The sequence below is a fragment of the Nocardia asteroides genome (assembly GCA_019930625.1).
GTDB classification, from domain to species: domain Bacteria; phylum Actinomycetota; class Actinomycetes; order Mycobacteriales; family Mycobacteriaceae; genus Nocardia; species Nocardia sputi.
Genome location: CP082844.1, coordinates 1,735,804 through 1,762,253 on the forward strand (window position 1 = coordinate 1,735,804; position 26,450 = coordinate 1,762,253).

The 26,450-nt window shown below is 67.1% G+C and carries 26 protein-coding genes; 17 read left to right on the top strand and 9 right to left on the bottom strand.

Translation table 11 applies throughout. From position 1 onward, the window contains the following. Window positions 1–105: 105 nt before the first annotated feature. A complete protein-coding gene (locus K8O92_08130; protein UAK33872.1) occupies window positions 106–954 on the top strand; it encodes a hypothetical protein in 849 nt (282 codons plus the stop codon). 7 nt (window positions 955–961) lie between these two features. Here K8O92_08130 and K8O92_08135 read toward each other — a convergent pair whose 3' ends face one another. Beyond that, window positions 962–1,759, bottom strand: coding sequence for an MBL fold metallo-hydrolase (locus K8O92_08135; GenBank protein UAK33873.1), 798 nt, complete (start codon window positions 1,757–1,759; stop codon window positions 962–964). A gap of 47 nt (window positions 1,760–1,806) precedes the next feature. Here K8O92_08135 and K8O92_08140 point away from each other — a divergent pair, with 47 nt between their 5' ends. Further along, entirely contained in the window at window positions 1,807–2,232 is a 426-nt protein-coding gene (locus K8O92_08140; GenBank protein UAK33874.1) for a MerR family transcriptional regulator, read from the top strand. Here K8O92_08140 and K8O92_08145 read toward each other — a convergent pair. From K8O92_08145 to K8O92_08165, 5 genes are read right to left on the bottom strand one after another with little or no spacing between them, the layout of a single operon-like run. Beyond that, window positions 2,204–2,992, bottom strand: coding sequence for an HAD family hydrolase (locus K8O92_08145; GenBank protein ID UAK33875.1), 789 nt, complete (start codon window positions 2,990–2,992; stop codon window positions 2,204–2,206). The genes K8O92_08140 and K8O92_08145 overlap by 29 nt on opposite strands. Window positions 2,993–3,051: 59 nt before the next feature. Beyond that, window positions 3,052–4,167, bottom strand: coding sequence for a cysteine protease StiP family protein (locus K8O92_08150; protein UAK35523.1), 1,116 nt, complete (start codon window positions 4,165–4,167; stop codon window positions 3,052–3,054). Window positions 4,168–4,187: 20 nt separating this feature from the next. Then, window positions 4,188–5,636 (bottom strand): phosphoribosyltransferase family protein, encoded by a 1,449-nt coding sequence (locus K8O92_08155; protein ID UAK33876.1) that lies wholly within the window; start codon window positions 5,634–5,636, stop codon window positions 4,188–4,190. Next, on the bottom strand, window positions 5,633–6,847 hold the full coding sequence (locus tag K8O92_08160) for an HpcH/HpaI aldolase/citrate lyase family protein (protein ID UAK33877.1): 1,215 nt from the start codon (window positions 6,845–6,847) through the stop codon (window positions 5,633–5,635). The genes K8O92_08155 and K8O92_08160 overlap by 4 nt, the downstream gene beginning before the upstream one ends. Window positions 6,848–6,860: 13 nt before the next feature. Then, window positions 6,861–7,985 (bottom strand): hypothetical protein, encoded by a 1,125-nt coding sequence (locus K8O92_08165; protein UAK35524.1) that lies wholly within the window; start codon window positions 7,983–7,985, stop codon window positions 6,861–6,863. Between the two features lie 238 nt (window positions 7,986–8,223). On the opposite strand from K8O92_08165, the gene K8O92_08170 reads away from it, so the two are divergent. The 3 genes from K8O92_08170 (at window position 8,224) to K8O92_08180 (ending at window position 10,773) form a co-directional block, all read left to right on the top strand. Continuing rightward, on the top strand, window positions 8,224–8,799 hold the full coding sequence (locus K8O92_08170; protein ID UAK33878.1) for a TerD family protein: 576 nt from the start codon (window positions 8,224–8,226) through the stop codon (window positions 8,797–8,799). A gap of 158 nt (window positions 8,800–8,957) precedes the next feature. After that, window positions 8,958–10,058: a DUF475 domain-containing protein gene (locus K8O92_08175; GenBank protein ID UAK35525.1), complete on the top strand. Its 1,101-nt coding sequence runs from the start codon at window positions 8,958–8,960 to the stop codon at window positions 10,056–10,058. A gap of 91 nt (window positions 10,059–10,149) precedes the next feature. Next, on the top strand, window positions 10,150–10,773 hold the full coding sequence (locus K8O92_08180; protein UAK33879.1) for a Tellurium resistance: 624 nt from the start codon (window positions 10,150–10,152) through the stop codon (window positions 10,771–10,773). Window position 10,774: 1 nt separating this feature from the next. Here the strand turns inward: K8O92_08180 and K8O92_08185 are convergent, their stop codons facing one another. Next, window positions 10,775–11,653 (bottom strand): DMT family transporter, encoded by an 879-nt coding sequence (locus K8O92_08185; GenBank protein ID UAK35526.1) that lies wholly within the window; start codon window positions 11,651–11,653, stop codon window positions 10,775–10,777. 104 nt (window positions 11,654–11,757) lie between these two features. Here K8O92_08185 and K8O92_08190 point away from each other — a divergent pair, with 104 nt between their 5' ends. Continuing rightward, a complete protein-coding gene (locus tag K8O92_08190) occupies window positions 11,758–12,291 on the top strand; it encodes a CGNR zinc finger domain-containing protein (GenBank protein UAK33880.1) in 534 nt (177 codons plus the stop codon). Here K8O92_08190 and K8O92_08195 read toward each other — a convergent pair. After that, window positions 12,288–13,679 (bottom strand): hypothetical protein, encoded by a 1,392-nt coding sequence (locus K8O92_08195; GenBank protein ID UAK33881.1) that lies wholly within the window; start codon window positions 13,677–13,679, stop codon window positions 12,288–12,290. The two genes, K8O92_08190 and K8O92_08195, sit on opposite strands and share 4 nt — an antisense overlap. Window positions 13,680–13,895: 216 nt before the next feature. On the opposite strand from K8O92_08195, the gene rpsF reads away from it, so the two are divergent. The 7 genes from rpsF (at window position 13,896) to K8O92_08230 (ending at window position 21,206) form a co-directional block, all read left to right on the top strand. Continuing rightward, complete coding sequence (gene rpsF / locus K8O92_08200) at window positions 13,896–14,183, top strand: 30S ribosomal protein S6 (protein UAK33882.1); 288 nt, start codon at window positions 13,896–13,898, stop codon at window positions 14,181–14,183. Between the two features lie 88 nt (window positions 14,184–14,271). Continuing rightward, a complete protein-coding gene (locus K8O92_08205; GenBank protein UAK33883.1) occupies window positions 14,272–14,814 on the top strand; it encodes a single-stranded DNA-binding protein in 543 nt (180 codons plus the stop codon). 57 nt (window positions 14,815–14,871) lie between these two features. Then, the gene (rpsR, locus tag K8O92_08210; GenBank protein ID UAK33884.1) at window positions 14,872–15,123 is read left to right on the top strand and encodes a 30S ribosomal protein S18; all 252 of its coding nucleotides are present in this window, start codon (window positions 14,872–14,874) and stop codon (window positions 15,121–15,123) included. Window positions 15,124–15,140: 17 nt separating this feature from the next. Next, window positions 15,141–15,593 carry a 50S ribosomal protein L9 gene (gene rplI / locus K8O92_08215; GenBank protein UAK33885.1) on the top strand — a complete coding sequence of 151 codons (453 nt, stop codon included), beginning with the start codon at window positions 15,141–15,143 and terminating at the stop codon, window positions 15,591–15,593. A 628-nt stretch (window positions 15,594–16,221) separates the two neighbouring features. Then, window positions 16,222–17,604, top strand: coding sequence for a replicative DNA helicase (dnaB, locus tag K8O92_08220; GenBank protein ID UAK33886.1), 1,383 nt, complete (start codon window positions 16,222–16,224; stop codon window positions 17,602–17,604). Between the two features lie 219 nt (window positions 17,605–17,823). Then, entirely contained in the window at window positions 17,824–19,335 is a 1,512-nt protein-coding gene (locus K8O92_08225) for a DUF11 domain-containing protein (GenBank protein ID UAK33887.1), read from the top strand. Window positions 19,336–19,538: 203 nt separating this feature from the next. Continuing rightward, a complete protein-coding gene (locus K8O92_08230) occupies window positions 19,539–21,206 on the top strand; it encodes a cutinase family protein (protein UAK33888.1) in 1,668 nt (555 codons plus the stop codon). Between the two features lie 175 nt (window positions 21,207–21,381). Here K8O92_08230 and K8O92_08235 read toward each other — a convergent pair whose 3' ends face one another. Continuing rightward, window positions 21,382–22,611 carry a hypothetical protein gene (locus tag K8O92_08235; protein UAK33889.1) on the bottom strand — a complete coding sequence of 410 codons (1,230 nt, stop codon included), beginning with the start codon at window positions 22,609–22,611 and terminating at the stop codon, window positions 21,382–21,384. 236 nt (window positions 22,612–22,847) lie between these two features. On the opposite strand from K8O92_08235, the gene K8O92_08240 reads away from it, so the two are divergent. The 4 genes from K8O92_08240 (at window position 22,848) to K8O92_08255 (ending at window position 26,440) form a co-directional block, all read left to right on the top strand. Next, complete coding sequence (locus K8O92_08240) at window positions 22,848–23,765, top strand: DMT family transporter (GenBank protein ID UAK33890.1); 918 nt, start codon at window positions 22,848–22,850, stop codon at window positions 23,763–23,765. Between the two features lie 103 nt (window positions 23,766–23,868). Then, a complete protein-coding gene (locus K8O92_08245; protein UAK35527.1) occupies window positions 23,869–24,279 on the top strand; it encodes a nuclear transport factor 2 family protein in 411 nt (136 codons plus the stop codon). Between the two features lie 21 nt (window positions 24,280–24,300). Further along, a complete protein-coding gene (locus K8O92_08250; GenBank protein ID UAK33891.1) occupies window positions 24,301–24,966 on the top strand; it encodes a class I SAM-dependent methyltransferase in 666 nt (221 codons plus the stop codon). 133 nt (window positions 24,967–25,099) lie between these two features. After that, window positions 25,100–26,440 (top strand): wax ester/triacylglycerol synthase family O-acyltransferase, encoded by a 1,341-nt coding sequence (locus K8O92_08255; GenBank protein ID UAK33892.1) that lies wholly within the window; start codon window positions 25,100–25,102, stop codon window positions 26,438–26,440. Window positions 26,441–26,450 lie beyond the last annotated feature (10 nt).

Genomic DNA, 26,450 nt, shown 5'->3' on the forward strand with positions numbered 1-26,450 from the left:
CGCTCGCGGGCGGATCACATACGGACAGCAAAGGATTCGCGACGGAACGGTGAACTCGTCCCGATCCGCACCGGCGCCGGGCCACGGTCGGCGCAGAATCGGGTCATGGCTGACGTGGCGCTCTCGCCGCAGCGTCGCACGGCGCTGACGAACCTGGTCCAGGACGAATCCACCTTCGCGACGGCGTATCCGCGAGTGGCCGACTATTGGTCCACCGCATGCGGGTTGCCCGGCACCGGAGACGACATCGCCGACGCCACGTTCGACCTACACCTGCTGCACTACTTGACCGGCGGCGCCAGCACGAATCCCTACTGGGACATCGTCGCCGCCGCGGTCTCACCCGGGCCGCGGGAGCGTGCCAACCGTCCGGAGGTGAACTGCGGAAACCCGAAAGGCAGTGCGCGGCTGGCCTATGCGCAGATCGTGTTGCAAGCGGCCTACGCCTACGCGATTCCCTCTCCGGCGACATTGCGCTGGGTAGCGGATGTCGCGCAAGGCAGGCCCGTGCTGGAAATAGGTTCGGGTCGCGGCTATTGGGCGCATCAGCTCTCCCGAATCGGCGTTCCGACCAGCGCTTTCGACTCGCACCCACCGGATCGCGCGATCAACGCGGCGTTCCCTGCCGCCGCCGGGCAAACCGCGACGTGGCATCCCACCGCCACGCCGCCTTCCTCCACGGCGGATCTCGTCGCCGCCCATGCCGAAGACGTCTTGTTCCTCTGCTGGCCGCCCGGCTGGGAAAACCCCATGGCCTCGTCGTCTCTCACTGCCTACCAGGAGGCAGGTGGCTCACTGCTGCTCTACATCGGCGAACCACGCGGCGGGCGCACGGCCGACGAGACCTTCTTCGACACGTTGGAGGCCGGATGGACCCTGCTCGACCAGGACCCGGACTACGTCTCGTGGTGGAATCTCGGCGACACGGCACAGTGCTGGCAGCGGCGACGGTGACCCCACGTCAGCGGAGGCGCTGGAATTCCCAGGGATCGTGCGCGCTGATCAAGGTGACTTCGTGACCGTGATCGCGGCGTAGTTCGCGCAACCGTGCCTGGGTGCCCACTCGCAGATCGTGATGGACCTCGGAGGAGGTCTGCACGATGTCCAGGATCGGGTGCGGCTGCGGCCGCGCGTCGAGTTCGCGGTGGTAGTAGTAGGCGTCGCCACAGTGCAGCAGCCAACGTTCCCCGTCGCGGACGGCGACCCCGGTGTGGCCCGCGGTATGGCCGCCCAGCGGGATGAGCTGGAAGTCATCGGGCAGGTCTTTCGGCTGGATCGCGTTGAAGCCGAACCATTGTCCGGTCGGGTCCGAGGGGTAGGTGACCCAGTGCGGATCGTGTGCCCAGTGCGCGGGCCGGTAACGGAAGTTCGGAGCTTCCGCTTTCGCCGCCGCGAGTTCGGCGGCGAGGACATGGACCCGCGCGTGCGGGAAGTCGGGCAATCCGCCGCAGTGATCCACGTCGAGATGAGTGAGGATGACGTGCCGCACGTCTTCGGGGTCGTAACCGAGACGCCGCACCTGCCGGACGGCGGTCTCGTCCTCGGACAGGACCGGCTGCGACAGCGCGACCCAGTCGGCGCCGAGCGTGCCCGCCGGGTCGCGGACGTCCTCCAGTCCGATGCCCGTCTCGACCAGCACCAGACCCGCGGATGCCGTCTCGACCAGCAAGCAGTGGTTCACGGCGTGGGCGGGCGCGGGTCCGTCGTAGGTGGGCTCGATCTGCCGTACCGATCCGCAATTGAGGTGATGAACTGTCATGCGGGCTAGTCTGTGACTTGAAGCGCGGTTCAAGTCAAGGAGAATCGATGACCGACCTGCTCGATATCGCCGAGGTCGCCGACCACGCCGGCCTCGCGCCCTCCGCACTGCGTTTCTACGAGAAGCGCGGGCTCATCGCCGCCACCGGCCGCAATGGCCTGCGCCGCACCTACCACCCCGACATCCTCGGCCGCCTCGCCCTGATCGCCTGCGCCCGCGGCGCCGGTTTCACCCTCGCCGAGATCGCCCGCTTCCTGCGCGCCTCCCCCTCCGACGCCGAACTACGCACCCGCATGGCGCAGAAAGCACAGCAACTCGACGACGACATCACCCGCCTCATCCGCATGCGCGACAGCCTCCGCCACGCCTCCACCTGCACCCACGACCCCCTCGTCGAATGCCCGAACTTCAAATCCACCTTCGACAGCGCCGCCGACTCGACGACTACTCGTGGGACGCTGGAGCTGCCTTGATGAGCCAGTTGATGATTTCCTCGCCCGCGAGGATGCCGGTGGCTCGGGTGATGGTGAGGTTGGGGTGGGTCCAGTTGAGTTGTTCGAGTTCGCCGTGGCGGGGGCGGATGGCGGAGTCGGCCGCGCGCAGCATTTCGGCGTCGAGAGCGCCGTCGCCCGCGGCGAGCGTGCGCGCGGAGTCGGCGAGTTCCCCGCTGTCCCAGAGACGTTTGCGCACCTCGGAGACCGCGCGGCTCTTGCAGACCGCCTGCGGCATGGTGTAGATCTTGCGGCCCTGCTGGGAGGCCGACCAGCCGCGTGGACGGCACCAGTCGTCCCACTCGGCCAAGAATCCCTCGGGGATGTCTTTGGGCTTCACCACCAGGTAGCAGAACAGGTGGTCGGCCACGCGGAACTTGGTGACCCACGAGTCATCGATGCGGGCGTGCAGTTCCTTGCTCACCTCGGAGAGAGTGGCGCCGCCCGCGCGCACCTTGGCGTCGATATCGATGCGCCAGCTCAGGTCGGGGACGCCGTCGACCAGGATGTTTCCGCCGTTGCTGGTGATCGCGTAGCGCCACGGCGCCCCGGGCAGGCGAATGCGCCCGAATTGTTTGATGGTGCGGGTGGTGGTGGGAATGACGGCGGCGGGTTCGGTCAGGGTCTGCATCCGCAGCGCCGCGGTGGTGGTCATGAACGACAGCGGCGCGCCTTCCAGATGCTCCACGCAGACCGTCGGCACCTCGGCGGTGGTGCTGAAGGCGTTACGCGAGTAGATCATCGTCCGGTCCAGGTCGGTGGCGATCAGCGCACGTCTTCGGTGTGTTCTCGGAGATAGGTTCACTGCTGCACGTCCTTGATCAATCCCATGCATGAATATGCCAGGTCGGCGACGACTTCGACGGGGACACCCCGGGCGGCGGCCAGCATCCGGATGTGCGCGTGCTCCGGTGCGTCCGCCTCGCGCACCAGCACCCGCCACGGCACCCGCCGCAGCAGCACCCGCGTGGTCTCGCCGACGCCGGGCTTCACGAAGTTCACGCTGGAAATGCCGTACTGCTCGCGCACCTGTTCCACCGATGCCCACCCGGTCCAGGTGGGCGTGCGGTCACTCGCGCGGATCGCGGCCACTTCGGCGGGCACCCGATCGCGGATCGCACCGAAAGCGCCGCTCACGGTGTCCAGCAGACGCGTGGACACGTCGTCACCGGCCAACTCACGGTAGAACTTGGCGCCATGGAAATCGCCTGGGCCGATCAGGGTGTCGTTGAGGACGGTGCGCGAGATCAAGCCGGAGACCGTCGAGTTCAGGCAGGCCGAGGCGATCAGGAAATCGTCGCGGGTGCCGTAGGTGCGCACGCAGTGGCCAGGGTCGGCCAGCACAACCAACTCGTCGTCGAAGCGCGGACCACCGGCCGCGTGGTAGGCCTCCAGCGCCTCGGTCAACTCGCGGGTGATCGCGCCCTTGCCCGTCCACCCGTCCACGAACACGACGGAGGACGGATCGTGATGTTCGGCCAGGTAGTCCAGCGCCACCGTGTCGATGCCCCGATCTCGCACGATCGACACCGCGTAGTGCGGCACCTCGAGATCCGGGCGCCGCGCACGCAGCCAACGGCGCATCAGAATGCCGACCGGCGTGCCGGCTCGCGCCAGCGACACCAGGACGACGTCATCGCCCCGTTCGGCGACGACCAGTTCGGACACGGTCGCCACGGCCAGCGCGAGCCGTTCGGCGCTTTCGGCGAGCACCTCGTCGAACAGCGACCGATACGACGCGTCCGGCTGATACTCGATCGGCAGCGACTCCGCGTAGTGCGCCTTCCCGGCCTGGATCTTCCGCTCCCGCTCGGCGACGTCGGCCTCGAGATCGACGTTCGACAAGTCCTTCAGCAGCCAGGAAACCTCATCGGCCGCGTAGGAGCCGAATTCCGGGCCATGTAGCGGAGTGGGCAGCGCCCCTACTCTGGTACTCGTCACGCCCGGGTCACCTCCGCGCGTTCGGCGTGCAGCCGCCGCGGGTCGGCCTCCCGCAGTGCCGCGAGCAGCACGTCCGCCCCGGAGGCGGTCAGCACGTCGACCAGCCCGTTCTCCGCCGTCAACGCCGCGGTGTCGGCAGGCGAATCGACCACGACGACGAGCACCGGATTCGCCGCACGCTCGCCCGCCACCGCATCACTCGTGGCGACGACATCGCCACCCTCCGGAGCCGGATCGGCGAACGATTCGTCGAGCCCCGCCAGGTCCGCCTCGAACAGGTCGAGCGAATCCGCCGGCCAATGCGCGTTGTACAGATAGCGGGGGGCGGTATCACCCGGCTCGGGTGCGATGAACCGGAACCCCCGCCGCAGCGGATACCCCGGCTCGTCCAGCACGTACGCGGGTGATCGCGTGGTGGTCTGGAAGCGCGTGGGTGTCCCCGACTCGGCGAGCAGCGCCGCCAACCGAAGTGGCAGATACATCAGCTCTTCGTGCCCGAGCACGATGGCGGCCCGGCCCGGGAATTCGGCGCCGAGCCGGGCGGAGAGCACCTCGCCCGCCTCCAGCAGCGCCGCCTCGAACGCTTCGGTGTCGGAGGCGAGGATGCCGTGCCTGCCGCCCTCCGGGACCGAAGCGGGCCAGGGCAGTTCGACCCGCTGGAACGAACCGATATGCCGGGCAGTCGGATTGAGCCGTGGTTCGGGAAGTGCGCCGACCGCTTCGACCAGCCCTTCGGGCAGCGACGCCCGGCCGGTGGCGAGGCAGACCGTGTCGATCCGGGCCCCGAGTCGCTCGGCGGCGGCGTCGAATTCGGCACGGTCGGCGCCATCGCGCAGATCGACCAGCGACGCGAGCACGTAATGGGTGCGGGGCGAGAAGGCGTGCAGCGCGCGCACCGCATCGAGCGCGGTGGCGCCGGTCGAGATCTCGTCGTCGACCAGCACCAGCGGCAGATCGTTGACGAAGACCTCCGCGGGTGCGGGTTGCAGCAGGTGCGAGGTGGCGTGCGAATGCCCTTCCTCGAATCCGGCGAGCGTCTGCGCGTGCGGCACCTCGCGCCGGGTCGAATGGAGATAGCAACTCGCGCCGATCCGGGCAGCCACACAGTGACCCAGCCCCGTCGCGGTCTCGGCGAACCCGAGCACGACGGCTTCGCGGTCCCCGAGCACCGCGCGCACCAGATCGCCCAGGTGATCGCCCGCCCCGAGCACGACCCGCGGATCGGTGGGCAGGTGCTTGCCGAGCACGGTGGACACCAGCAGGTGCGCCCGGCGCCGATTGTTGCGGCGAACGCCCGGCTGCACCAGGGCCGTGATCGGCAATCGCGCCGAACGCAGCCGATCCGAATCAAGTTCGCGCACCGGATCGTGATGCAGATCGATGCCCAAATTCCTTGTCGCCCAAGGTATCTCGTTGTTACCCAGTTCGGTGCCGGTCCGGCTCATACGGTGACCAACGCCGTCAGCAGATCCACGAAGGACACTCCCTTGTTCGCCACTCCGAAGACTCGCGCGCGCAACAGGGTCTGGCGCGCCCAGCTGCGATGCGGCCGCATCTCGTTCATCTTGTTCCGGTAGCCGGAGGCCGCCACGCCCCCTGCGTCCTCCCGGAGGATGTCCAGCGCGTCCGAGTACTCCTCGTGCGTCACCACCGACAGCGCGTGCACGGCGGCCACGTGCGACGGATGGATCACCGTCTTGCCCTGAATGCCGTTGGCCCGGTCCAGCGTGATCTCCCGCAGCAAGCCGTCGAGGTCGCGGCTGACCAGGTACTGCCGGAACGGCACCGCGTCGGATTCCTCGAACGGCGCGGTCCGCAGCAGCGGCCGGAACATCCGTTCGTGGTCGGCGAAGTACTCCCACACCGGCCCGGTGATGATGAACCCCGTTCCATCCGCACGTCCCAGGTAGTTCACGATGTCGGCGATGACATCGGCGACCACGCGCACGTCGTAGATGGTCAGGTCGCGGTCGCGCCGGATGCCGAACGTCGAGCACATGTCGGTCGCGCCGACCCGCACCGCGAGCACCCGCTCCCGGTGCGCGGCCAGCAGCGCCGCGATCTGGGTGAGCTCGTAATCGCGAGTCTCCCGATGCACCAGCCCCGGCGACTCCAGCACCGGCATCCCGTACAGCGGCCGGTCCACCCGCTGGGCCGCGATGTTCAGCGCGTTGAGGTACTTCGGTCCGGTGACGCTGTCGAACTTCGGGAACACGAAGCCGGTCAGCACCTCGGCACCCCGTCCGAGCTGCTCGATGAGCTCGGTGATCGTGTCCGCGTCGCGCACCCGCACGAACAACAGGGGGTTGGCGTCGTGGCTGTCGGCGAGCAGATCCAGCGCGGCGACGGTCTGCTGCTTGGCGTACTCCACCTCGTGATCGGCCACCGCGTCCTCGAGGTCGATCACCATCGAACACACACCGTGCCCGGCGCGCCTGCCGATGGTCAGCGCGAGGTCGGGCCTGGTCGCGGGCGCGTACAGCGTCGCGCCGAGCCCGATCGCGAGTAGCTCGCGGTCGGTGTGGTCGTCGCCGAACGGCTCGGGCTGCCGGTGGAAGAGTCGCCTCGCCTCTGGGCCGTGCAACTGCCGGAAGTGGCGCAGCGGCATTCGCTTCCGCAGGGAAACCTCCTGCTGGACGGCGATGCCTGCGGTCATCGTTGCCCCATCCTCATTCTCGTCGTGGTCCTGCTTGTTTTCTCATTCGATCCACTACCCCGGCTATGAAGTCGGTGACGGCATCCAATTCCGCCACATAGGCCCAGTAGTCGGGGTGACGCCCCGACAGTGTTTCGCTGATTCGGTCGATCCGTACTGCTTGCGCGTCGAGCACCGAACCCCATTCGGCGACCAGCCCGCGGCTCACCGCGAGCATCTGCGCGTCCCGCAGCCGGAATCGTACGGCCTTGGCGTGTTCTTGCGGGTCGGACCGGATCGCACGCAGCAAAGTGAGCCGCTTGGTGACGGCGTCGACCCGCTGCTCGGCCTCGGTGAGGAACCCGCGCGCGGAGGTGGTCAGATCAAGTGCAAACTCCGGATTGTTCTCTGCCGCCGCCGCACGCGCCCTGCCCAGGGCCGCGTCCGCGGCCTCGATGGCTCGCTGGCTTTCCCGCTCATTGTTAGCCAGATCGGCCGAACTCGCAGCATTGAACTCGCGCAGCAGCGCCGAGAACGCGGGCGGAACTCCTTCCGCCCTGGTCCGGACGGCGGCAAGCCGGGTTGTCACCGAGGAGATCGCGGTGTTTGCGGCCGCGGCGCGAGATGGAGCTTGCGCCAACGCATCCGCCAACTCCTTGGTGGCCGCCTCCAGCCGATTCGCCGCCTCCCGCACCGTGCCCGCGGGCGTGGCGGAACTTGTCGCCTCCAATGTGACCAGCGCCTCATCGACCGCGGTGGCGCGTTCACGCACCGAGGGATAGTTCGCGAACTCCGATTCGGCGGCCTGGGCGCGCACGCCGGCCGCGGCGCTCTTCACCTGCTGAGCCAACCGCGGCACCGCCCCGAGCACGGCGACCGCCTCCTCCAGCCGGATCTGGTCACCGCGATAGAACTCGTCGACCGCGCGCGCCGCCTCGGCCAGTTGCCGTACCACGGCGTCGACGCGCTGCTGCCCCTGCGGTATCGGCGGGCCGCCGTGCTGCGCGGTCTCCAATTCCGCGCTCAGCGTCAGGTACGCCTCCCCGGCGGCATAGCATCCGCGGCGCACCGGTTCCCAGCGCGCGCCCGACCCTCGCTGGGGGAAAACCTGATCGGCTGCGTGCACCGCCGCGTCGGACGCGCTCTGGCGCCGGTCCATGTCGAGAAACGCGGAGGCCAGCCTAGCGCGGGCGTGCTCGATCCACTCGTCGTTTCCCGACGAACGGAACCATCCGCGCCTCCGGCCAGCCACGCCCCGATGGTAGGAGATCTTCCTGTTCGGCGAGGGTTACGCCGGTTCCTACGCAAGTTCGCGGAAACCTACTACTGTCGTAAGGCGTACCCGGCGATTCGGACATGCTGGGAACCAATGACGGACTATTGAAAGGGAATCCCGCATGGGTGTCAGTTTGTCCAAGGGCGGCAATGTCTCGCTGACCAAGGCGGCGCCTAACCTCACTGCTGTTGCAGTCGGCCTCGGGTGGGATGTGCGGACCACCACCGGCACCGACTTCGACCTCGACGCCAGCGCCATCGCGACCGGCGCGGACAAGAAGGTCCTGTCCGACCAGCACTTCGTCTTCTTCAACAACCTGCGTTCCCCCGAGGGCGCGATCGAGCACGTCGGCGACAACCGGACGGGCGAAGGTGAGGGCGACGACGAGGTCATCAACGTCGACCTGACGAACACCCCGCCCACGATCGAGAGCATCTTCTTCCCGGTCTCGATCTACGACGCCGACTCCCGGTCGCAGTCCTTCGGACAGGTCCGCAACGCCTACATCCGCGTCGTGGACCGCAGCAACGGCGAGGAGCTGGCCCGCTACGACCTCACCGAAGACGCCTCGACCGAGACCGCCATGGTCTTCGGCGAGCTGTACCGTAACGGTGCGGAGTGGAAGTTCCGCGCAATCGGCCAGGGCTACGCCTCCGGGCTGGCCGGCATCGCCCGTGACTACGGTGTGAACGTCTGAGGAACCTCGCTGTTCGCAGGGGGCCCGGCGACGGGCCCCCTTCGTCGTGCGACCCTGGCATGCCGGCGCCCGGGGGCAGCGTTGGACAACCGGCGATCCAGCAGCCACGCTGGTAGCAAACGTCGCCGCCTCGTTTTCACTTCATGAAAGGTCCCAGCGTGGTCCTGCGCATATTCGGCATGTCCTTCCTCGTCACGGCGGTCTCCCTGGTCGTGGCGGTGTTGTACGGCGGACCGACCGCCCTCGCGCTCGTCGTCATCCTCGGCATCCTCGAGGTGTCGCTGTCGTTCGACAACGCCGTGATCAACGCCACCGTGCTCGAACGCATGAGTGCCTTCTGGCAACGGATCTTCCTCACGATCGGCGTGTTGATCGCCGTGTTCGGCATGCGGCTGGTCTTTCCGCTGGCCATCGTGTGGATCACGGCGGGCCTGAATCCCGTGGAAGCCTTCGACCTGGCCCTCAACCCGCCCCCGGACGACGCCCTCACCTTCCCGGACGGCAGCCCGAGCTACGAGAAACTGCTCACCGACGCGCACCCGCAGATCGCGGCGTTCGGCGGCATGTTCCTGGCGCTGCTGTTCCTCAACTTCATCTTCGAGGAGCGCGAAGTCACCTGGCTGTCCTGGCTGGAGCGGCCGCTGGCCAAGGCGGGCAAGTTGGACATGCTCTCGGTGGTCGTCGCGGGCGGCGGCCTGATCCTCACCGCGGAATTCCTCGCCGACGAGGCGCACCGTTCGACCGTGCTGGCGGCGGGCCTGCTCGGCATGATCACCTACATCGCGGTGGACGGTCTGGGCTCGATGTTCCACACCGAGGAGTACACCGAAGGCGGTCCCTCCAAGCTGGCCAAGGCCACCGGTAAAGCGGGCTTCTTCCTGTTCCTGTACCTCGAGGTGCTCGACGCGTCGTTCTCCTTCGACGGCGTGATCGGCGCGTTCGCCATCACCTCCGACCCGATCATCATCGCGCTCGGCCTGGGCCTGATCGGCGCCATGTTCGTCCGGTCCATCACGGTGTACCTGGTCCGCAAGGGCACCCTGTCGGAGTACGTCTACCTCGAGCACGGCGCGCACTGGGCGATCGGTGCGCTGGCGGCGATCCTGCTGATCTCGATCGGGGTGCACGTCAACGAGCTCGTCACCGGCCTCATCGGCGTCGCGTTCATCGGTGCGGCGTTCATCACCAGCATCGTCCGCAACCGTGGTGCGGAGGAAGAAGAACTGGACAGCGAACGGGAACCGACGCCGGTAGGCTGATTCCCGGCAAGCAGCCGAAAGACCCGTTGCGGCAGCGGCCCCATCCCGAGGGATGGCCGCTGCCGCTCTCGTTTCCACGGAGGGGATCGCCATGGCGATCGGCAACAACCCCGGCGGCGCGAACCTGTCCAAGGTGACCCTGTCGAAGGCGACGCCGAGCATCAACCTGACCAAGCCGGGTGAGCAGCAGGGCACCATGCGGGTCAACCTGAACTGGTCGAGCGGATCCAAAGGGTTCTTTCGCCGCTCCAAGCCCGTCGACCTGGACCTCGGCTGTCTCTACGAACTCGCCAACGGCGCCAAAGGCGTCGTCCAGGCGATCGGCCGGAATTTCGGCGCACTGGAGGTCGAGCCGTACATCGAGCTGGACGGCGACGATCGCAGCGGTTCCGCCACGACGGGCGAGAACATGCACATCAACCTCGCCCGGCCCGAGCTGTTCCGGCGCATCCTGATCTTCGCCCTCATCTACGACGGGGTGCCCAACTGGGCGGCAGCCGACGGCGTGGTGACGCTCTACCCCACCTCGGGGCCGCAGATCGAGGTCCGCCTCGATTCACCGGTGGACGGCGCTCGCTCATGCGCGATCGCCCTGCTGCAGAACCAGGGGGCAGGCATCACCGTGCACCGGGAAGTGCATTACGTACACGGTGCCCAGCGCGAACTCGACCAGGCCTACCAATGGGGCATGCAGTGGCAGAGCGGGCGCAAATAGGTCAGCGCACCGCGGCCACGGGCTCATCCGCCGCGACCCTCGACCGCACTGGGGTGCGTGCGGCGAACACCAGGCCGATCAAGCCGATGCCGAGCCCGGCGACCGTCAGCAGACGCAACGGCTGATCGATCAGCAGCCACGCGAGGATCGCGGTCACCGCGGGCGTCGCGAAGAACAGCTTGCCCACCCTGGTCGCGTCCCACCGGCGCAGCATGGCGTTGAGCAGCAGGAACGCGGCGACGGAGTTCACCAGAACCATCCAGGTGAGCGAACCGGCGAACCGGCCCGCGTCCGACACGTGCACTTGGCCCGACAGCCAGGCCAGCGCTCCCGCGATCGGCGCGCTGACCACCACGTGCAGCGCCGTGGAAGCGCGGGGATCGACCGTGGGCGTGAACCGCTTCTGGTACACGGTGCCGATGCTCAGGCCGAGCAGCCCCACGACGCACAACAGCAACCCGAGCACGGAGAAGTGGGATTGGTCGAACACGGCCAGTGCTACGCCGATTCCGCCGATGCCGAAGCCGAACCACTGCCGCATCGTGACGGTCTCGCCGATCAGTCCGGCGCACAGCGCGATGACCACCGGATTCAAGCCCTGGACCAACGCGATCACCGCCGCCGGGACATGCTCGGCCATCGCCGTGTAGAAGGCGCCGAACTGGACCATCTGCACCGACAACCCGGCGACGAACACGTGGCGCAGCTGGTTGCCCCGCGGCCAGGTGACCCGGGTCGCGACAGCGTAGGCCGTGAGCAGCACTCCGGCGATGGCGAAGCGTGCGAACAACACCAGTAGCGGTGGCGCGGCGCCGACTCCGATCACACCGGCGACGAAGGCACTGCTCCACAGCACGACGAACAGCGGCTGCGTTGCCACCATCGCGAATCGACTCTGCACGGCGCCTCCCTGAATAACCACCTCGGGTGGTTATCACGGTGACAGTAGACAGACTAACCTGTCAAGGCGGTTAGCATGAGAGGATGTTCACCTTCGTGAGCGGCAACCTCGCTTTGGACTTCGCGGGCACTGTCAAGGCGCGCTCGACCACGTTCGATGACGTCCTCGTCGCTCCCGCCGCGCTCGCCGACTGGATCGTCGCCGCGGGCCTGCTCGACCATCCCCCGCACAGTGACGCCGGCACCCTCGCGCGGGCGGTGCGCCTCCGCGAGGCGGTCTATCGCGCAGCGCTCGCCGCCGCACAGGGGAACCCCTGCACCGACACCGACCGCCGGACCGTCAACGATTTCGCCGACGGCGCACCGCCCTCGATCAGCCTGCGCGCCGACGGCAGCGTCAGCCACCGCGGCGACGCCGACGCGGCCTTGGCCGCCGTCGCCCGGTCCGCGATCGAGTTACTGGGCAGCACGGCACTGATCAAGGAGTGCGGCAGACCCGCGTGCACCCGGCTGTACGTGGACACCTCCCGGGGCGGCTCCCGCCGCTGGTGCGACATGACGCTGTGCGGTAACCGCGCCAAGAGCGCCGCCTTCCGGGCCCGGCACGGTGGCCCTTAGACCACCGGCACCAGATTGCGCGGGTCGGACCGCGACGCCGGGCGCGACCTCGCGCGGTAACCGCGCGGCCACGCCCACAAGAACACGAAGAACAGCACGATCAGCAGGCTCGCGCGCCCCCACACACCGAATTGGACGACGTTCTCCATCACCTCTACCGAGGTGCCCGAACCCATCGAGTAGAAGTAGCGGAAGACCCCCACCCCGATGGCCGCGTCGGCGACGAGATAGCTGCCGATCAACCACCAGGGCACCTCGAGCAGCACCAGGAACGGCACCAGCCACAAGGTGTACTGCGGCGAATGCACCTTGTGGAACAGCAGGAACCCACACAGCATCGCCCCGCTCACCCCGACCCACCCGAACACCCCGGTCCTCAGGTAACGCTTCCAGCCCAGCCACATGGCCAACGCGAACGCCGCGATCACCAGCAGCGGCGAGGCGACCGAGACCACCTGCTGGAACGCCGCCTCGCTGTGCGCGTCCGGCCCGAACATCGGCCGCAGTCCCCAATACCAGATGGAATTCGTGGTGATATCGGCCTGACGCAATTGCTGGAAGGTGATCGACGCGCGCCAGCCCTCGTAACCCACCACCGCGAACGGCAGGTTCACCGCGACGACGGTGCCGATCGCCGCGGCCGCGGTGAGCAGAGCGCCACGGACGTCGAGCCCGCCGTCGGGCTGTTCCGGGTCGCGTTCGTCGCCTCCGGTGAGCACATACGCCAGCAGCGGCAACACGAAGATTCCCGGGTACAGCTTGAGACAGAACCCGAGGCCGAGCAGCACTGCGGCCACGATTCCCCTGGTACGCACGGAGTAGCGCGTCAGCGCCGCCATCACGTAGACGGCCGCCACCGCCGTGCAGACGACCGGCAGTTCCCAGTTGTGGAAGGCATACAGCACCAGCGGAGGTCCGGCCGCCCACAGCAGGGCGGCGCCTCCGGCCAGGCGAGCCAGCATCCACGCGGTCAGCAGCGCGAAGGGCGCCAGCAGCAGCGCGGAGTACCGCAGGAAATCGGCGTCGTTGTCCGCTCCGACCGCGCCGAGCCACATCAGCACGCCGCTGAGCACCGGGTATTCCACCGCGCCGCCGACCAGGGCGCCGTCGCCGGTGATGCCGCCACTCACATATGGGAAGACGTGCTCGTTGATGTCTCTGCCGAGCCAGAGGTACTGGATGTCCGAGTAGCAGACGTCCGAATCCTTGATGACGTCGAATGCCGTGCTGCGACCGTCTCGATCGAACGGCTCCCCCGCACACCGCGCCTTGTTCGCGTACGCCAGCGCCAGAACGAGACCACAGAGCAAGACCACCACCGCGGCCAGCGCCGCGCGGCGTCGCACACCGCCCGCGGGCAGGTCGCTGGCGGCGGGTCCGGTCGGCATGGATCCACCCTAAGCGGACCCGCTCGGCCGTGCCTCCATTCCCTCCCTACGAATGCGAACTCCAGGACCGACCTCACGCGCCCACGGGCGCCCGGCCCGGGGCGATTTCACTGCTCAGGCGCCGCTCATGTAGCCTGTTCGGGTTGCTGACGCAACGAACCCTCCTGCCACGGACCGTCCGTGGCCGTTTCCTAGTCCACAGGAGGTGATTGGTCCGTGCGTCATTACGAAGTGATGGTCATTCTCGATCCGAGCCTGGACGAGCGCACTGTTGGTCCGTCGCTGGACAACCTGCTCAGTGTCGTTCGCACCGAAGGCGGCAAGATCGACAAGGTCGACATCTGGGGCCGCCGCCGGCTCGCCTACGAGATCGCCAAGCACGCCGAGGGCATCTACGCCGTGGTCGATCTGACCGCCGAGCCCGCCACCGTGAGCGAACTCGACCGCCAGCTCGGTCTCAACGAGTCGGTGCTGCGCACCAAGGTTCTGCGCCACGACAAGTAGTCCGGCAACCCTCGTTTGCGTCGGAGCCTGTGCTTAGGCTCTAGCGCAACAGCGAGACGCGGACTGCACACCGAGCAGGAGGAACCACATGGCAGGCGACACGGTCATCACGGTCATCGGCAATCTGACGGCCGACCCGGAGCTTCGATTCACACCGGCGGGAGCGGCGGTGGCGAATTTCACCGTCGCGTCGACCCCTCGGGTGTTCGACCGTAATTCGAACGAATGGAAAGACGGCGAAGCGCTGTTCCTGCGCTGCAATATCTGGCGCGAGGCCGCCGAAAATGTCGCCGAAAGCCTGACCAGAGGTTCCCGTGTCATCGTGAGCGGACGACTCAAGCAGCGCTCCTACGAAACCCGCGAGGGTGAGAAGCGCACGGTCGTCGAGCTCGAGGTCGACGAGGTCGGTCCCTCGCTGCGCTACGCCACCGCGAAGGTCAACAAGACCAGTCGCGGCAGCGGTGGCGGCGGCTTCGGGGCCGGCTCCGGGTCCGGCAGCGGTGGCAACTACGCCTCCTCCGGTGGTAGCGGTGGGCGTTCCGGCGGTGCCGAGGACGACCCTTGGGGCAGTGCGCCCGCGGCCGGCTCCTTCGGGGGCGGCGGCCGCATGGATGACGAACCGCCGTTCTGAGAACGGCCACAACGGCCCGCTCGAATAGGGCCATCACTGATTACGGAGTACAAGACCATGCCTAAAGCGCCCGCGCGCGAAAAGGTGCTCAAGAAGAAGGCTTGCTCGTTCTGCAAGGAGAGCAAGACCGGAACTGTCACGATCGATTACAAGGACACGGCGTTGCTGCGCAAGTACGTCAGCGACCGCGGCAAGATCCGCGCCCGCCGCGTCACCGGCAACTGCGTGCAGCACCAGCGCGATGTCGCGGTTGCGGTCAAGAACTCGCGTGAGGTCGCGCTGCTGCCTTACGTGTCGACGGCTCGCTGAGAAAGGGGAGCACGCAAATGAAGTTGATTCTGACTGCTGATGTGGACAACCTCGGTGCCCCCGGCGACACCGTGGAGGTCAAGGACGGCTACGGCCGCAACTACCTGCTGCCGCGCGGCCTGGCGATCGTGGCCAGCCGTGGCGCGCAGAAGCAGGTCGAGGGCATCCGCCGGGCGCAGGAAGCCCGTCGGGTCCGCGACCTGGACCACGCCAACGAACTGAAGCAGGCCCTCGAGGGCCTGGAGTCGGTCTCGCTGGCGGTCAAGACCGCGGGCACCGGCAAGCTGTTCGGCTCGGTGACCCAGTCGGACGTCGCCGCGGCCGTCAAGGCGGCGGGTGGCCCCGTCGTCGACAAGCGCAGCATCGAGCTGCCGAAGGCGCACATCAAGACGACCGGCAAGCACGCCATCGTGGTGCACCTGCACCCGGATGTGGTGGCGAAGTTCGACCTCACGGTCACCGCCGCCTGATCCAGGCATTACGTCGAGGACCGCTCCCCTCTTTCGGATGGGAGTGGTCTTCGGCTGTGCCCTGCTGCCCGGAACCGATTGATAGCCAATTGTTTGCCAAACATTAGACGGCGCTATTCGGGACAATCTGGGCCTCGCCACACTTCGCGCCGGTACTTCATTTCCCAGCCTGTGGATTACTGACCGAACCGACCGCCCGCAATGTGATTCAAGCCATAAGTGGCTCACGTGCTGTTAACCCAACACGCCCGGCTGTTCAACTTGGCCGACACGCCGGTACTTCATTAATCCACACGGGGATGAACGCGGAAGTCGCTATCTATCTGCGTATTCGAGCCTGCCCACCTGGGTTTTCCCCAAGTTGTACACAGGGGGTGCACACCGTTGGGTGAACTCTCCCCAAGTTATCCACAGCTGTGTGCACACCTCGGTTTGGTACACACCCGCTGAGTCGCCTAGGTTCGTCGCATCGCCGTGCGCGGACCGGTCCCGACCGCGTGCACGGATGGGTGCCACGTCGGTAGCTGGAGCCCTGGTCAGCGGCTTCGGTGAACGTGTCGGTGCCCGGGAGTAGAACGAGTCAACGGGGTGAAACCCGGTCGTGGGGTAGAGAGGACGGTCGAGTCTGGTGACAACCACCGATGACCGCGGGCATACGGGATTCCCGCCCGAACCCCCCGGCGAAGACTTCGGCCGCCAGCCTCCGCACGACATGGCGGCCGAGCAGTCGGTGCTCGGCGGCATGCTGTTGAGCAAGGACGCCATCGCCGACGTCGTCGAGGTGATTCGTCCCGGCGATTTCTACCGTCCCGCCCACCAGGCTGTCTACGACACGATCCTCGATCTCTACGGGCGCGGGGAGCCCGCCGACCCGGTAACCGTCGCCGCGGGCCTGGACCGGCGTGGCGAGCTCAAGCGCATCGGCGGCGCGCCCTATCTGGTCACCCTCACACAGACTGTGCCCACCGCGGCCAACGCCAGCTACTACGCGGAAATCGTTGCGGAAAAAGCCATTCTGCGCCGCCTCGTCGAGGCAGGCACTCGCATCGTCCAGTACGGCTACGCGGGCGCCGACGGCCATGACATCGCCGAGGTGGTCGACCGCGCGCAAGCCGAGGTCTACGAAGTCACCGAACGCCGCACCAGCGAAGACTTCCTCCCCCTCGAAGAACTGCTCCAGCCCACGATGGACGAGATCGACTCCATCGCCAGCCGCGGCGGCATCTCCCTCGGCGTCCCCACCGGTTTCACCGAACTCGACGAGATCACCAACGGCCTGCACCCGGGCCAGATGATCATCGTCGCGGCCCGGCCTGGGGTTGGCAAATCGACCCTAGGAATGGATTTCATGCGTAGTTGCTCGATCAAGCATGGCTTGGCGAGTGTCATTTTCTCGTTGGAGATGAGTCGTACCGAGATCGTCATGCGGTTGTTGTCGGCGGAGGCGAAGATCAAGCTCGGGGATATGCGCTCCGGGCGGATGAGCGACGACGACTGGACCAAGCTGGCGCGGCGGATGAGTGAGATCAGCGAGGCGCCGTTGTTCGTGGACGATTCGCCGAACCTGACCATGATGGAGATCCGGGCCAAAGCGCGGCGTCTCAAGCAACGCCACGACCTCAAACTCGTTGTGGTGGACTACCTCCAGCTGATGACCTCCGGTAAGAAGGTCGAATCCCGCCAGCAGGAAGTCTCGGATTTCTCCCGCAATTTGAAGCTCCTGGCCAAGGAACTCGAAGTTCCCGTCGTCGCGATCAGCCAGCTCAACCGCGGTCCCGAACAGCGAACCGACAAGCGCCCCATGGTGTCCGATCTCCGCGAGTCCGGGAGTTTGGAACAGGATGCCGATATGGTCATCCTGTTGCATCGGCCCGATGCCTTCGAGCGCGACGACCCGCGCGGCGGTGAGGCCGACCTGATCTTGGGGAAGCACCGTAACGGCCCTACCGCGACGATCACCGTCGCACACCAGCTGCATTTGTCGCGCTTCGTGGATATGGCACGAGGCTGACGGCAGCAGCAAAGCAGCTATTGTAGGGTCCGATCCTCCTTCATATTTCCGCACAACTCATCTCAGCTGCAGTTATGTAGCGGTTCCGCATCAAGATGCGCGGGATTCCGGACCCTGGTTTCGGTGAGATCGAATGCGTTACCTCCATTGCGCAGTACCGGTCAAATCTGCGTGGCGCGATCACCCATCCATGGCATATCGGCCGAGGAGGATTCGACTATGACGACGTATGCGCCTGTCACCATCCAGCAAGCACAGTTCCCGATCGTCGAATCGTTCACCCAGGACACCGTGACCAACCCGCACTGGCAGTTGCTGGGCAGCGCGCGGCTGAGCGGCGGCAGCCTGGAGCTCACCCCCAACGCCAATTCCCAGGCCGGGACGGCGTTTCTCGATCAGCCGTTCTCGTCCACGCTCGGCGTCACCATCGACTTCGACTACTCCTGTGAGGGAGGAGCCACGCTCGGCGACGGATTCAGCGTCTACGTGATCGACGGCGCGCACACGACACAGCCCGGCGGCCTCGGCGGCGCGCTCGGCTACTCCTTCACGAAGTCGTCACCGACGCACATCGTCGCGCCGGGAGTCACAGCCGGGTTCGTGGGCGTCGGCTTCGACAACTTCGGGAATTTCGGCACGCCGCTCGCCGGTACGGAAGGCGGCGCGCAACGACCCAATACCGTCGGGGTACGCGGAGCCGGCAGCCTGCGGGAGGGGTTCCGCTGGCTCACCGGCGTTCAGGTACCGGGCGGATTCCGCGGGTCGTGGGAGCACGGCGCTCACATCCAGATCTCCATCATCGGCGGCCGACTGACCGTTCGCCATGCCGACAAAGCCAACCCCAACGGCACCGTGTTGATCGACAACTTCGATCTCGCAGGCGCTGCCGGTCAGCCACCCGTGCCGGAGACCTTCAAGCTGGGCTTCGCGGCCGGAACGGGCAGCGCGACCGCGTCTCACCGGATCAAGAACCTCAAGGTGACCCTGCCCGCGGAAATGCCGCTGCAGATGAGCGGCCCACAGACGGCGCAATCGGGCCACCGGATCGCCTACACCATCGGCGTACAGAATCTCGGCCCCAACGACGCCCCCGACGCCATGCTGGAGGGCGCTGTCCCGACGGAGCTGACCGACCTGGAGCTGACCTGCCAGGCCGAGAACGGTGCCGTCTGCGGCCCCGGTTCGGTCCGGAACGGCTTGCACGTGCCGATCGACCTGCCCAAGGGTGGCAAGGCGATCATCAACCTGGCAGGCACCATCGACCCGCAGTACGAGGGCAGGCTCACCTGCACCAGCCTGATCACCTCCCCGTCCCGGGCCAATACCGCCAAGCAGCACTCCGGCTCGGTCACCACCGAGGTCGATCGGCCTCCCGTCACCGTCATGCCCGTGATCATGGGGCAGTGGGCCCAGACGTGGCCAGAGGACGCGCAGGGGTGGATCATCAGCTATGAGCTCACGCTGGCCGCCCACGAGCAGCGGGTGGTGTGGTGGGAGATCCGCTTCGACGTACCGCCCGGAACCCGCATCAATCCTCAGCAGACTCAGTGGTACAAGGTGATCAAGGACGGAACCGACGGATCCGTCGTCATCGCTGCGCCGGACGACACCCACACGATCGAGCCCGGCACGCCGCTGCCTGTGTCCGTGCAACTGCTCTACCCGTCCCAGTACGAGGCCGGTGACGGCACCCTGCGCAACCTCCACGCCACCGAAGTAACCCGCCCATAGGAGACGCCACACAAGACCGCTGCCTCATATGAGGCAGCGGTCTTGCCATGCGCGGAATGCGTGCTCAGGAGAGTCGCCGTCCGCTGGCTCGATTCCGTCCCCAGTAACGCTCGCGGACCCGACCACGACGTCCTCGGTGACGTATGGCCCGTCGGGGGGCTTGTCCGTCCACTTTTGTCGGTGTATGGAATGGGGATCAGGACATGGCTCTTCGCGAGCTCTTCGCGCGGCATCGCATAGCTTCGGCTGCTGCCGCACCGGCAGTGCTGGGGGTGGCGGCGGTGGTCGCCGCCTCGTTGGCACTGACATCTACGCCGGAAACCAGGGATACGCAGCTCACCACGTCCGTGACGGAATGCCACGACATGGTGACCATCTCGGTGGCCGGACGCAACGACACTCCTGTGGCGGGGACCACAAAAATGCTCGTGGACGCCAACGGTGATCCGTTGCCCGCCGCGCTGTCGGGTGACCACAGCAGTGAATGGGTGGATCCGGTCGTCAACGCACCGGCCGACGATGTCGAACCCGGCGCGTACGCCGCGGTGTACATCGCGTATCCGGCGAACATGGCCACCTACGAAGACGCCGTCAACGCGGGTGTCGCGAACACCGAGCAGGTGATGCGGGAGATCTCGCAGGCTTGCCCCGACACCAAGTTCTCGATCGTCGGATACAGCGAGGGCGCCGACGTCGTGCGCCGTGTCGCGATGAAGATCGGCCATCAGGAGGCCGGTCAGGACGGTGCATACGGAATCGTCGATCCGGCCGACGTCGTAGGTGTCGTCATCCTCGCCGATTCGGGCCGCTCGGCCGGAGACGGGCCGTTCCCCGGATCCAAGGACCCGTTCGGCAACCCCGATGGCTTCGACCAGCAGTATCAGAACGGCACGAAACCGGTACCCGGACAAGGTGCGGTGCAGGGGACCAGCGGTGACTTCGGCGCACTGAACGGCAAGATCGCGTCGTTCTGCTCCGACGGAGACCTCACCTGCGCGGCCCCGGAGAACATCTCACTTCTGCAGTTGGTGGTCAACGTGGGCAGGCAGTTGAACGTCGACGCGCTGGAACGAGACGGGCTCACGCCTGCGACCGGGCAGGACGTCGCTGTGGCGCTCAGCCGGATCGCGCTGGCGGCGTTCGCCGATATCCAGTCGCAGCCGAACTGGATGCAGAGTGACGAGACGTTCTTGGAAGTGCTGCTGCGAGTGTCGGATCCGGCGTACAAGCCGGGTGAGACGAAGACCCCTGCGAAGGCGGACTCGATTTCGACCAGCGAAATGTCACCGCTGGCCTACCTGCCGCAGAAGGTGCTCAATGAGATCATCGGTCTGATCGTCACGAACCAGAACACGATTCCCGTGATTCTGAGCGACCCGTACAACCTCACGCTCGGACCCAACCACAGCGGTCACCACTTCGACTACTGGCACGACGCCGACCCTGCCGCGGGCAAGCCGCTGACGTCCGCGGAGTACGCGGCTGCCTGGCTCACCCACCTGGCGAAGCAGGCGCAGGCCGGTAAGCAGGTCGACCCGACGACCAAGCCGCAAGAGGCGGATCTCGCGGCCGTGTACAAGGCGGTGGAGACTTCCTCGGCGGTCCCGACGACGGAACCCGTGAAGACCACGTCACCGACGACCACCAGCACCGCTCCCACGACGACCGATGCCGCTGACCGGCCGACGACGACGGTCCCGTCGTCGAGCGCCCCGAGCGCTACCTCGTCACCGGTGGTCACCACGCCGCCGGCTCCGTCTCCGGTCGCGTCGCCGGTGCAGACCACGGCGCCCACCACCACCATCGAACCGACGACGACCACGCAATTCGCGGCACCGACCACCAGTACGACCGCGCGAACAACGAATTGATCGACCCGTCGGCCGCGATCGCGAAACGTGATCGCGGCCGACGGCGTTCGGTCGGACGAGCCGCAGTCGGCGCGTGTTCTGACTGCTCGACAGCGCAGCCGCGACATCGCTTCGGCGAGTGGTGATCCGACCGGGGCCGTCGCCGTGCTTGCCGAACGGCGGACAGAGTCACACGTCAGGCGATGGCGTCGCGCAGGTGGCGGGCCAGCACTTCGACGCGGCGCTGTTGGAGATCGGCGAATTCTTCCGGGTGGTGGATCTCCACGCTCAGCCGTCCGGCGAAGGTGCTGATCACGCAGGTGCCGCCGCCCGGTTGCTGGGGGCGGCGGCCGGTCAGGTCCGGTTTCGCGAGCATGGTGGAGTGGAAGTCGTCGACGCGCAGCCCGTCGTGCTCGGGTAGCGGCGGGATGGTGCCCCAGTTGGTCGCGATGACGACGCCGGGCAGGGCGGGCCTGGGTGCGGCAGCCATGTCGGGGATGCTCAAGGGCGTGCGTTGCACGATGCCCGCGGCCAATCCGGCGTGCAGAGCTTCGCTGATGCCGCGCGCCGACTCCACCAATGTCACCTCCGATTCCGGTGACAGGTAGTTGGCGAAGCCGAGGACGTTCGTCCCTTCGGTGGCGTCGATTTCGGGGCTCACTCTGCCGCGCAGGTCGACGGAGTACAGGTAGAGCAGCCCCGTCAGCGGTAGTTCGCGAATCTCGGCTTCGGTACGCAACAGCGCCGCCGACACCAGGCCGTGCACCGTGACGTTCTCTCGATGTCCGAGTGCGACCAGCGCCGCGGTCTCTTCCTGGCTGAGTCGGCACCGGGTGGTGCGCAGGATCGGGTAGTCGTCGTCGCGCGGCTGCGGAACCGACGCGGCGGCGGGGGCTTCGCCGGGCGGCACAGAGCCGGGCAAAGCCATCTTCTCGATGCCTCGCGCCGCCAGCAGGTGCTCCACTGGGTCGGGAAAGGCGTGCACCGGCAGTTCGGGGGTACCACCGCCGACCGCGTCCCGATACCCGGTCCAGAGCTCGGTGACGATGACGAACGCGTGATAGGCGTCGGCGACGCTGTGATGGATCATGAGCGTGACGCTCGCGGTATCGCCGTCGCGCACCACGCACAGCCCGCAAACGCCTCCGCGCTGGTCGAATTTGGCGCCGGTGAGCGCGAATTCGGGGTCGGCGTCGGCGACGAAGATCTCGGGCGTGGCATCCGTTACGGCGAAGACGTGACCGCCCTGTTCCGAGGACTCGATGCGGGCGCGCAGGATGGGATGCGCCCGGGAGACGGCCTCGAAGGCGGCCGTCAACGCCCGCAGGTCCAACCGGCCGCATACCCGTGCCGAATAACCGATGAAGACCTCGCCCGCGGCGAACATTTCCTCGCTCGGGGCAAGCCGGCGGATGACGTCGACCACGATGATGCATTCCCTTCGCTCCCGGCGAGACTAGCCCGAACATCTTGCCCGCGCGCGCTATTCGCCGAAATCGGGCGAACGGGACAGCGACCGGACTTGTCACAAGCGGGAACCGGATCTGTCGGTCCCGTGGATAAGCTCCGAGTGGTCGAAAGGGAGGGGAGTATGTCGCGATCCGAGCGGCTTCGATCCGGCACCGAGCCGGTCGTCGGCCCGCGCCGAACGGCGGTCGCGCGATGACGCGCCGCGGGTGGGCGCTGTTCCTGGCGATGGGCGTTATCTGGGGCGTGCCGTACGCGATGATCCGCATCGCGGTGGAGGACCTCGACCCGATCGTGGTCGCGTTCGGCCGCACGCTGATCGGCGGCCTGCTGCTCGCGCCGGTCGCGCTGTATTCCGGCGTGCTGGTCCCGGTGTTGCGGCGGTGGCGGCCGCTGCTGCTCTACACCTTGGTGGAGATCAGCGGTCCGTGGTTGCTGATCGGGTACGCCGAGACCACGCTGAACAGCTCGACCGTCGGCTTGCTGATCGCCGCGGTGCCGCTGATCGCCGTGGTGATCGTGACCGTGCTCGGCCACGACCGGTTCGACGCACGCCGGATCACCGGCCTGCTCGTCGGATTCGCGGGTGTCGCCGCGCTCGTCGGCCTGGACGTCGACCTGGGGAATCCGGCGGCGATCGCCGCGATCGGCCTGACCACGATCGGATACGCGGTGGGCCCCATCGTGATCGACCGGGCGCTGGCCGACCTGCCTCCGCTCGGTGTGGTGACCGGCTCGCTGCTGCTGGCTGCGGTGATCTACGCGCCGTTCGCGGGCCTGCGGTGGCCGTCGCACATCACCGCCGATTCGGCCTGGTCGGTACTCGGCCTCGCGGTGATCTGCACGGCCGTGGCGTTCCTGTTCTTCTTCGCGCTGATCGCCGAGGTCGGCCCGGCGCGCGCGACGGTGATCACCTACCTCAATCCCGCGGTGGCGATTCTGCTCGGCGTCACGGCGCTCGACGAGCCGCTGACCGCGGGCATGGCGATCGGCTTTCCGCTGGTCATCCTCGGTTCGGTGCTGGGCACCGCAGGGGGGCGCGGCCGGCGGGCGCTCGAGGAATCGACCGCGGCAGCCGCCCCGGAGGCAGCCGTTCCATTACCCGAGAGGTAATCGCCACCAAGCGCGTGCGCGCTGAGAATCAGTGCGTGCCGCACGATTGCGCGGCGTTGCCCGAAAGGACCCGGCAGTGTCGGTCACCACGCCGACCACGCGAATGGTGGTCGAAGAGTTGTTGCGGCGAATCGGTTCCGGCGATCCGGAAGCCATCGCCGAGATGTACGCCGAAAAAGTCGATTGGCGGCTGGATTGGCCGGAGGCTGAGCACGGCCGCGCGGCGACGCCCTGGATCCGGCACCGTTCGACCCGGGCCGACGCCGCAGAGCATTTCCGCTCGATCGCCGAACATCATGTGCCGGAGGAGGTGGCCACCACCGTCGACGGCGTGCTCGTCGACGGCGCCGACGCCGTGGTGCTCGGGGAGATCCGGCAGACCGCGCGCCGCACCGGGCGTGCTTACCGCGCGCGGTTCGCGCTGCACCTGACGGTGCGGGATGGCCTGGTCATCCGGCACCACGTCTACGAGGACAGTCTCGCCGTCGCCCAGGCATTCGATCCGGTGGGATGAGTACGTAATACGCTGTTCGGAGTGCTGGACTCGAACGAAGACTTCGCAGACGAACTCGCCGATGTGACCGCCACCCGTACCGCGTACGACGAGGTGGCCGACCTCTATACCGACCTTGTCCGGCATCAACTCGCCGGCCAACCGCTCGACCGGGCGATGCTGGCCGTGTTCGCGGAATCGGTGGCCGACAACGGGTCCGGACCGATCGCCGATCTCGGTTGCGGGCCGGGTCGGATCACCGCACATCTGGCGTCGCTGGGGGCGGAGGTGTTCGGCCTCGATCTCTCGCCGCGCATGATCGAGCTGGCCCGCGCGCAATATCCACAGCTGTCGTTCGAGCAAGGTTCCCTCGAGCAGCTACCGATGGGCAATGAAACCCTCGGCGGCATAGTGGCTTGGTATTCGTTGATCCACACCCCGCCGGAACGCGTGCCGCATGTGTTAGGCGAGTTCCATCGGGTACTCGCGAGCAAAGGTCACGTGTTGCTGGCTTTCCAGGCGGCCGACTTGCCCGACACGGTGGAAGCGTTCGACCACAAGGTGACTCGCGCCTACCGGTGGGCGCCCAAACGCCTCGCGCGTCTGCTCGGCGCCGCCGGGTTCACCATGATCGCTCGCATGGTGCGCGAGCCGCGTCCCGAGGAGCGGTTCGGGCAGGCCTACCTGCTGGCTTCGAAGGATCGGTGATTCGCCGAACGCGGTTCATTCCGTCCGGGTAGGTTTGTCGTGTCGCGGCGGTTTCATGGCTGCGCGGGCCCGCCGACAACGTGGTCGATCTGAAATCCGAACTCTTCACCATGTCGTCAGGGGGCGACTCATCATGGAATTCATCGCGCCGGTCGATTCCGTCTTCTTGCTCGCCGAATCCCGCGAACAGCCGATGCACGTCGGTTCGCTGCAATTGTTCGAGCCGCCGGAGCAGGCGGGGAAGGACTTCGCCGCGCAAGTCCACGAGGAACTATTGCGCAACACCGACGTGGATCGGGTCTTTCGCAAGCATCCAGCGACGATCTTCGGATCACCGCAGATGGCTTGGACGTATGCCGAGGACGTGGAACTCGCCTATCACGTGCGGCGGCTGGCCGTGCCCGGTCCGGGCCGCATGGACCAAATCGTCGAGCTGGCGTCCGGGTTGCACAGCAGCTTGCTCGACCGGCATCGCCCGCTGTGGGAGTTCCATCTGATCGAGGGCCTCGCCGATGGCAGGTTCGCGCTGTATTCCAAAATGCATCACGCCTTGATCGACGGCATCTCCGCGCAACGCCTTCTGCGGCGCACGCTGACCAGCGATCCGTCCTCCACCGCGACACGGGTGCCGTGGCACCTGCCACGGGAAAAGCGCAGGGCCGGGTCCGGCTCGGGCGGTACGGCGCGGAATCTGATCTCCGCGGCGTCGTCCGGCGCGTCGCTGCTGCGCGCGGCGCGTACGGCCCTGGTGCGCCAGCAGCTGACCTTGCCGTTCGCCGCCCCACGCACCATGTTCAACGTGCCCATCGGCGGCGCGCGCCGCTCGGCCGTCCGATCCTGGCCGTTGGAGCGGCTGGAGCAGGTCAAGAAGGCAACCGGCTCGACGCTCAACGATGTGGTGCTCACCATGTCGGCGGGCGCACTGCGGCGGTACCTGATCGAACGGGACGCGTTGCCCGACAAACCGTTGATCGCGATGGTGCCGATGTCGCTGCGCGCCGAGGACGACGAGACCAACGGCGTGAAGGTGGGGGCGGTGCTGTGCAACCTCGGCACCGATATCGCCGATCCGCTGGAGCGCCTGCAGGTGGTCAGCGCGTCGATGCGGGACGGGAAGGACGTCTACCGCACGTTGTCGTGCAACCAGACGATGGCGCTGTCCGCGCTGATGCTCAGCCCGCTGGCCCTCAACCTCGTGCCCGCGCTGATTCCCTGGACGAATCCCACCTTCAACCTCGTCATCTCGAACGTGCCGGGACCGCGCGAACCCATGTACTGGAACGGTGCGCGCCTCGACGCGAGCTACCCGCTGTCCATCCCGTTCGACGGCCAGGCGATGAACATCACGCTGACCTCCAACGCGGGCAATCTCGATTTCGGCCTGGTCGGCTGCCGCCGCAGTGTTCCGCAGCTGCCCCGCTTGCTCGATCACCTGGAGCAGTCCCTTGCCGAACTGGAGCGGGCCACCCCCTGACTCAGCATCG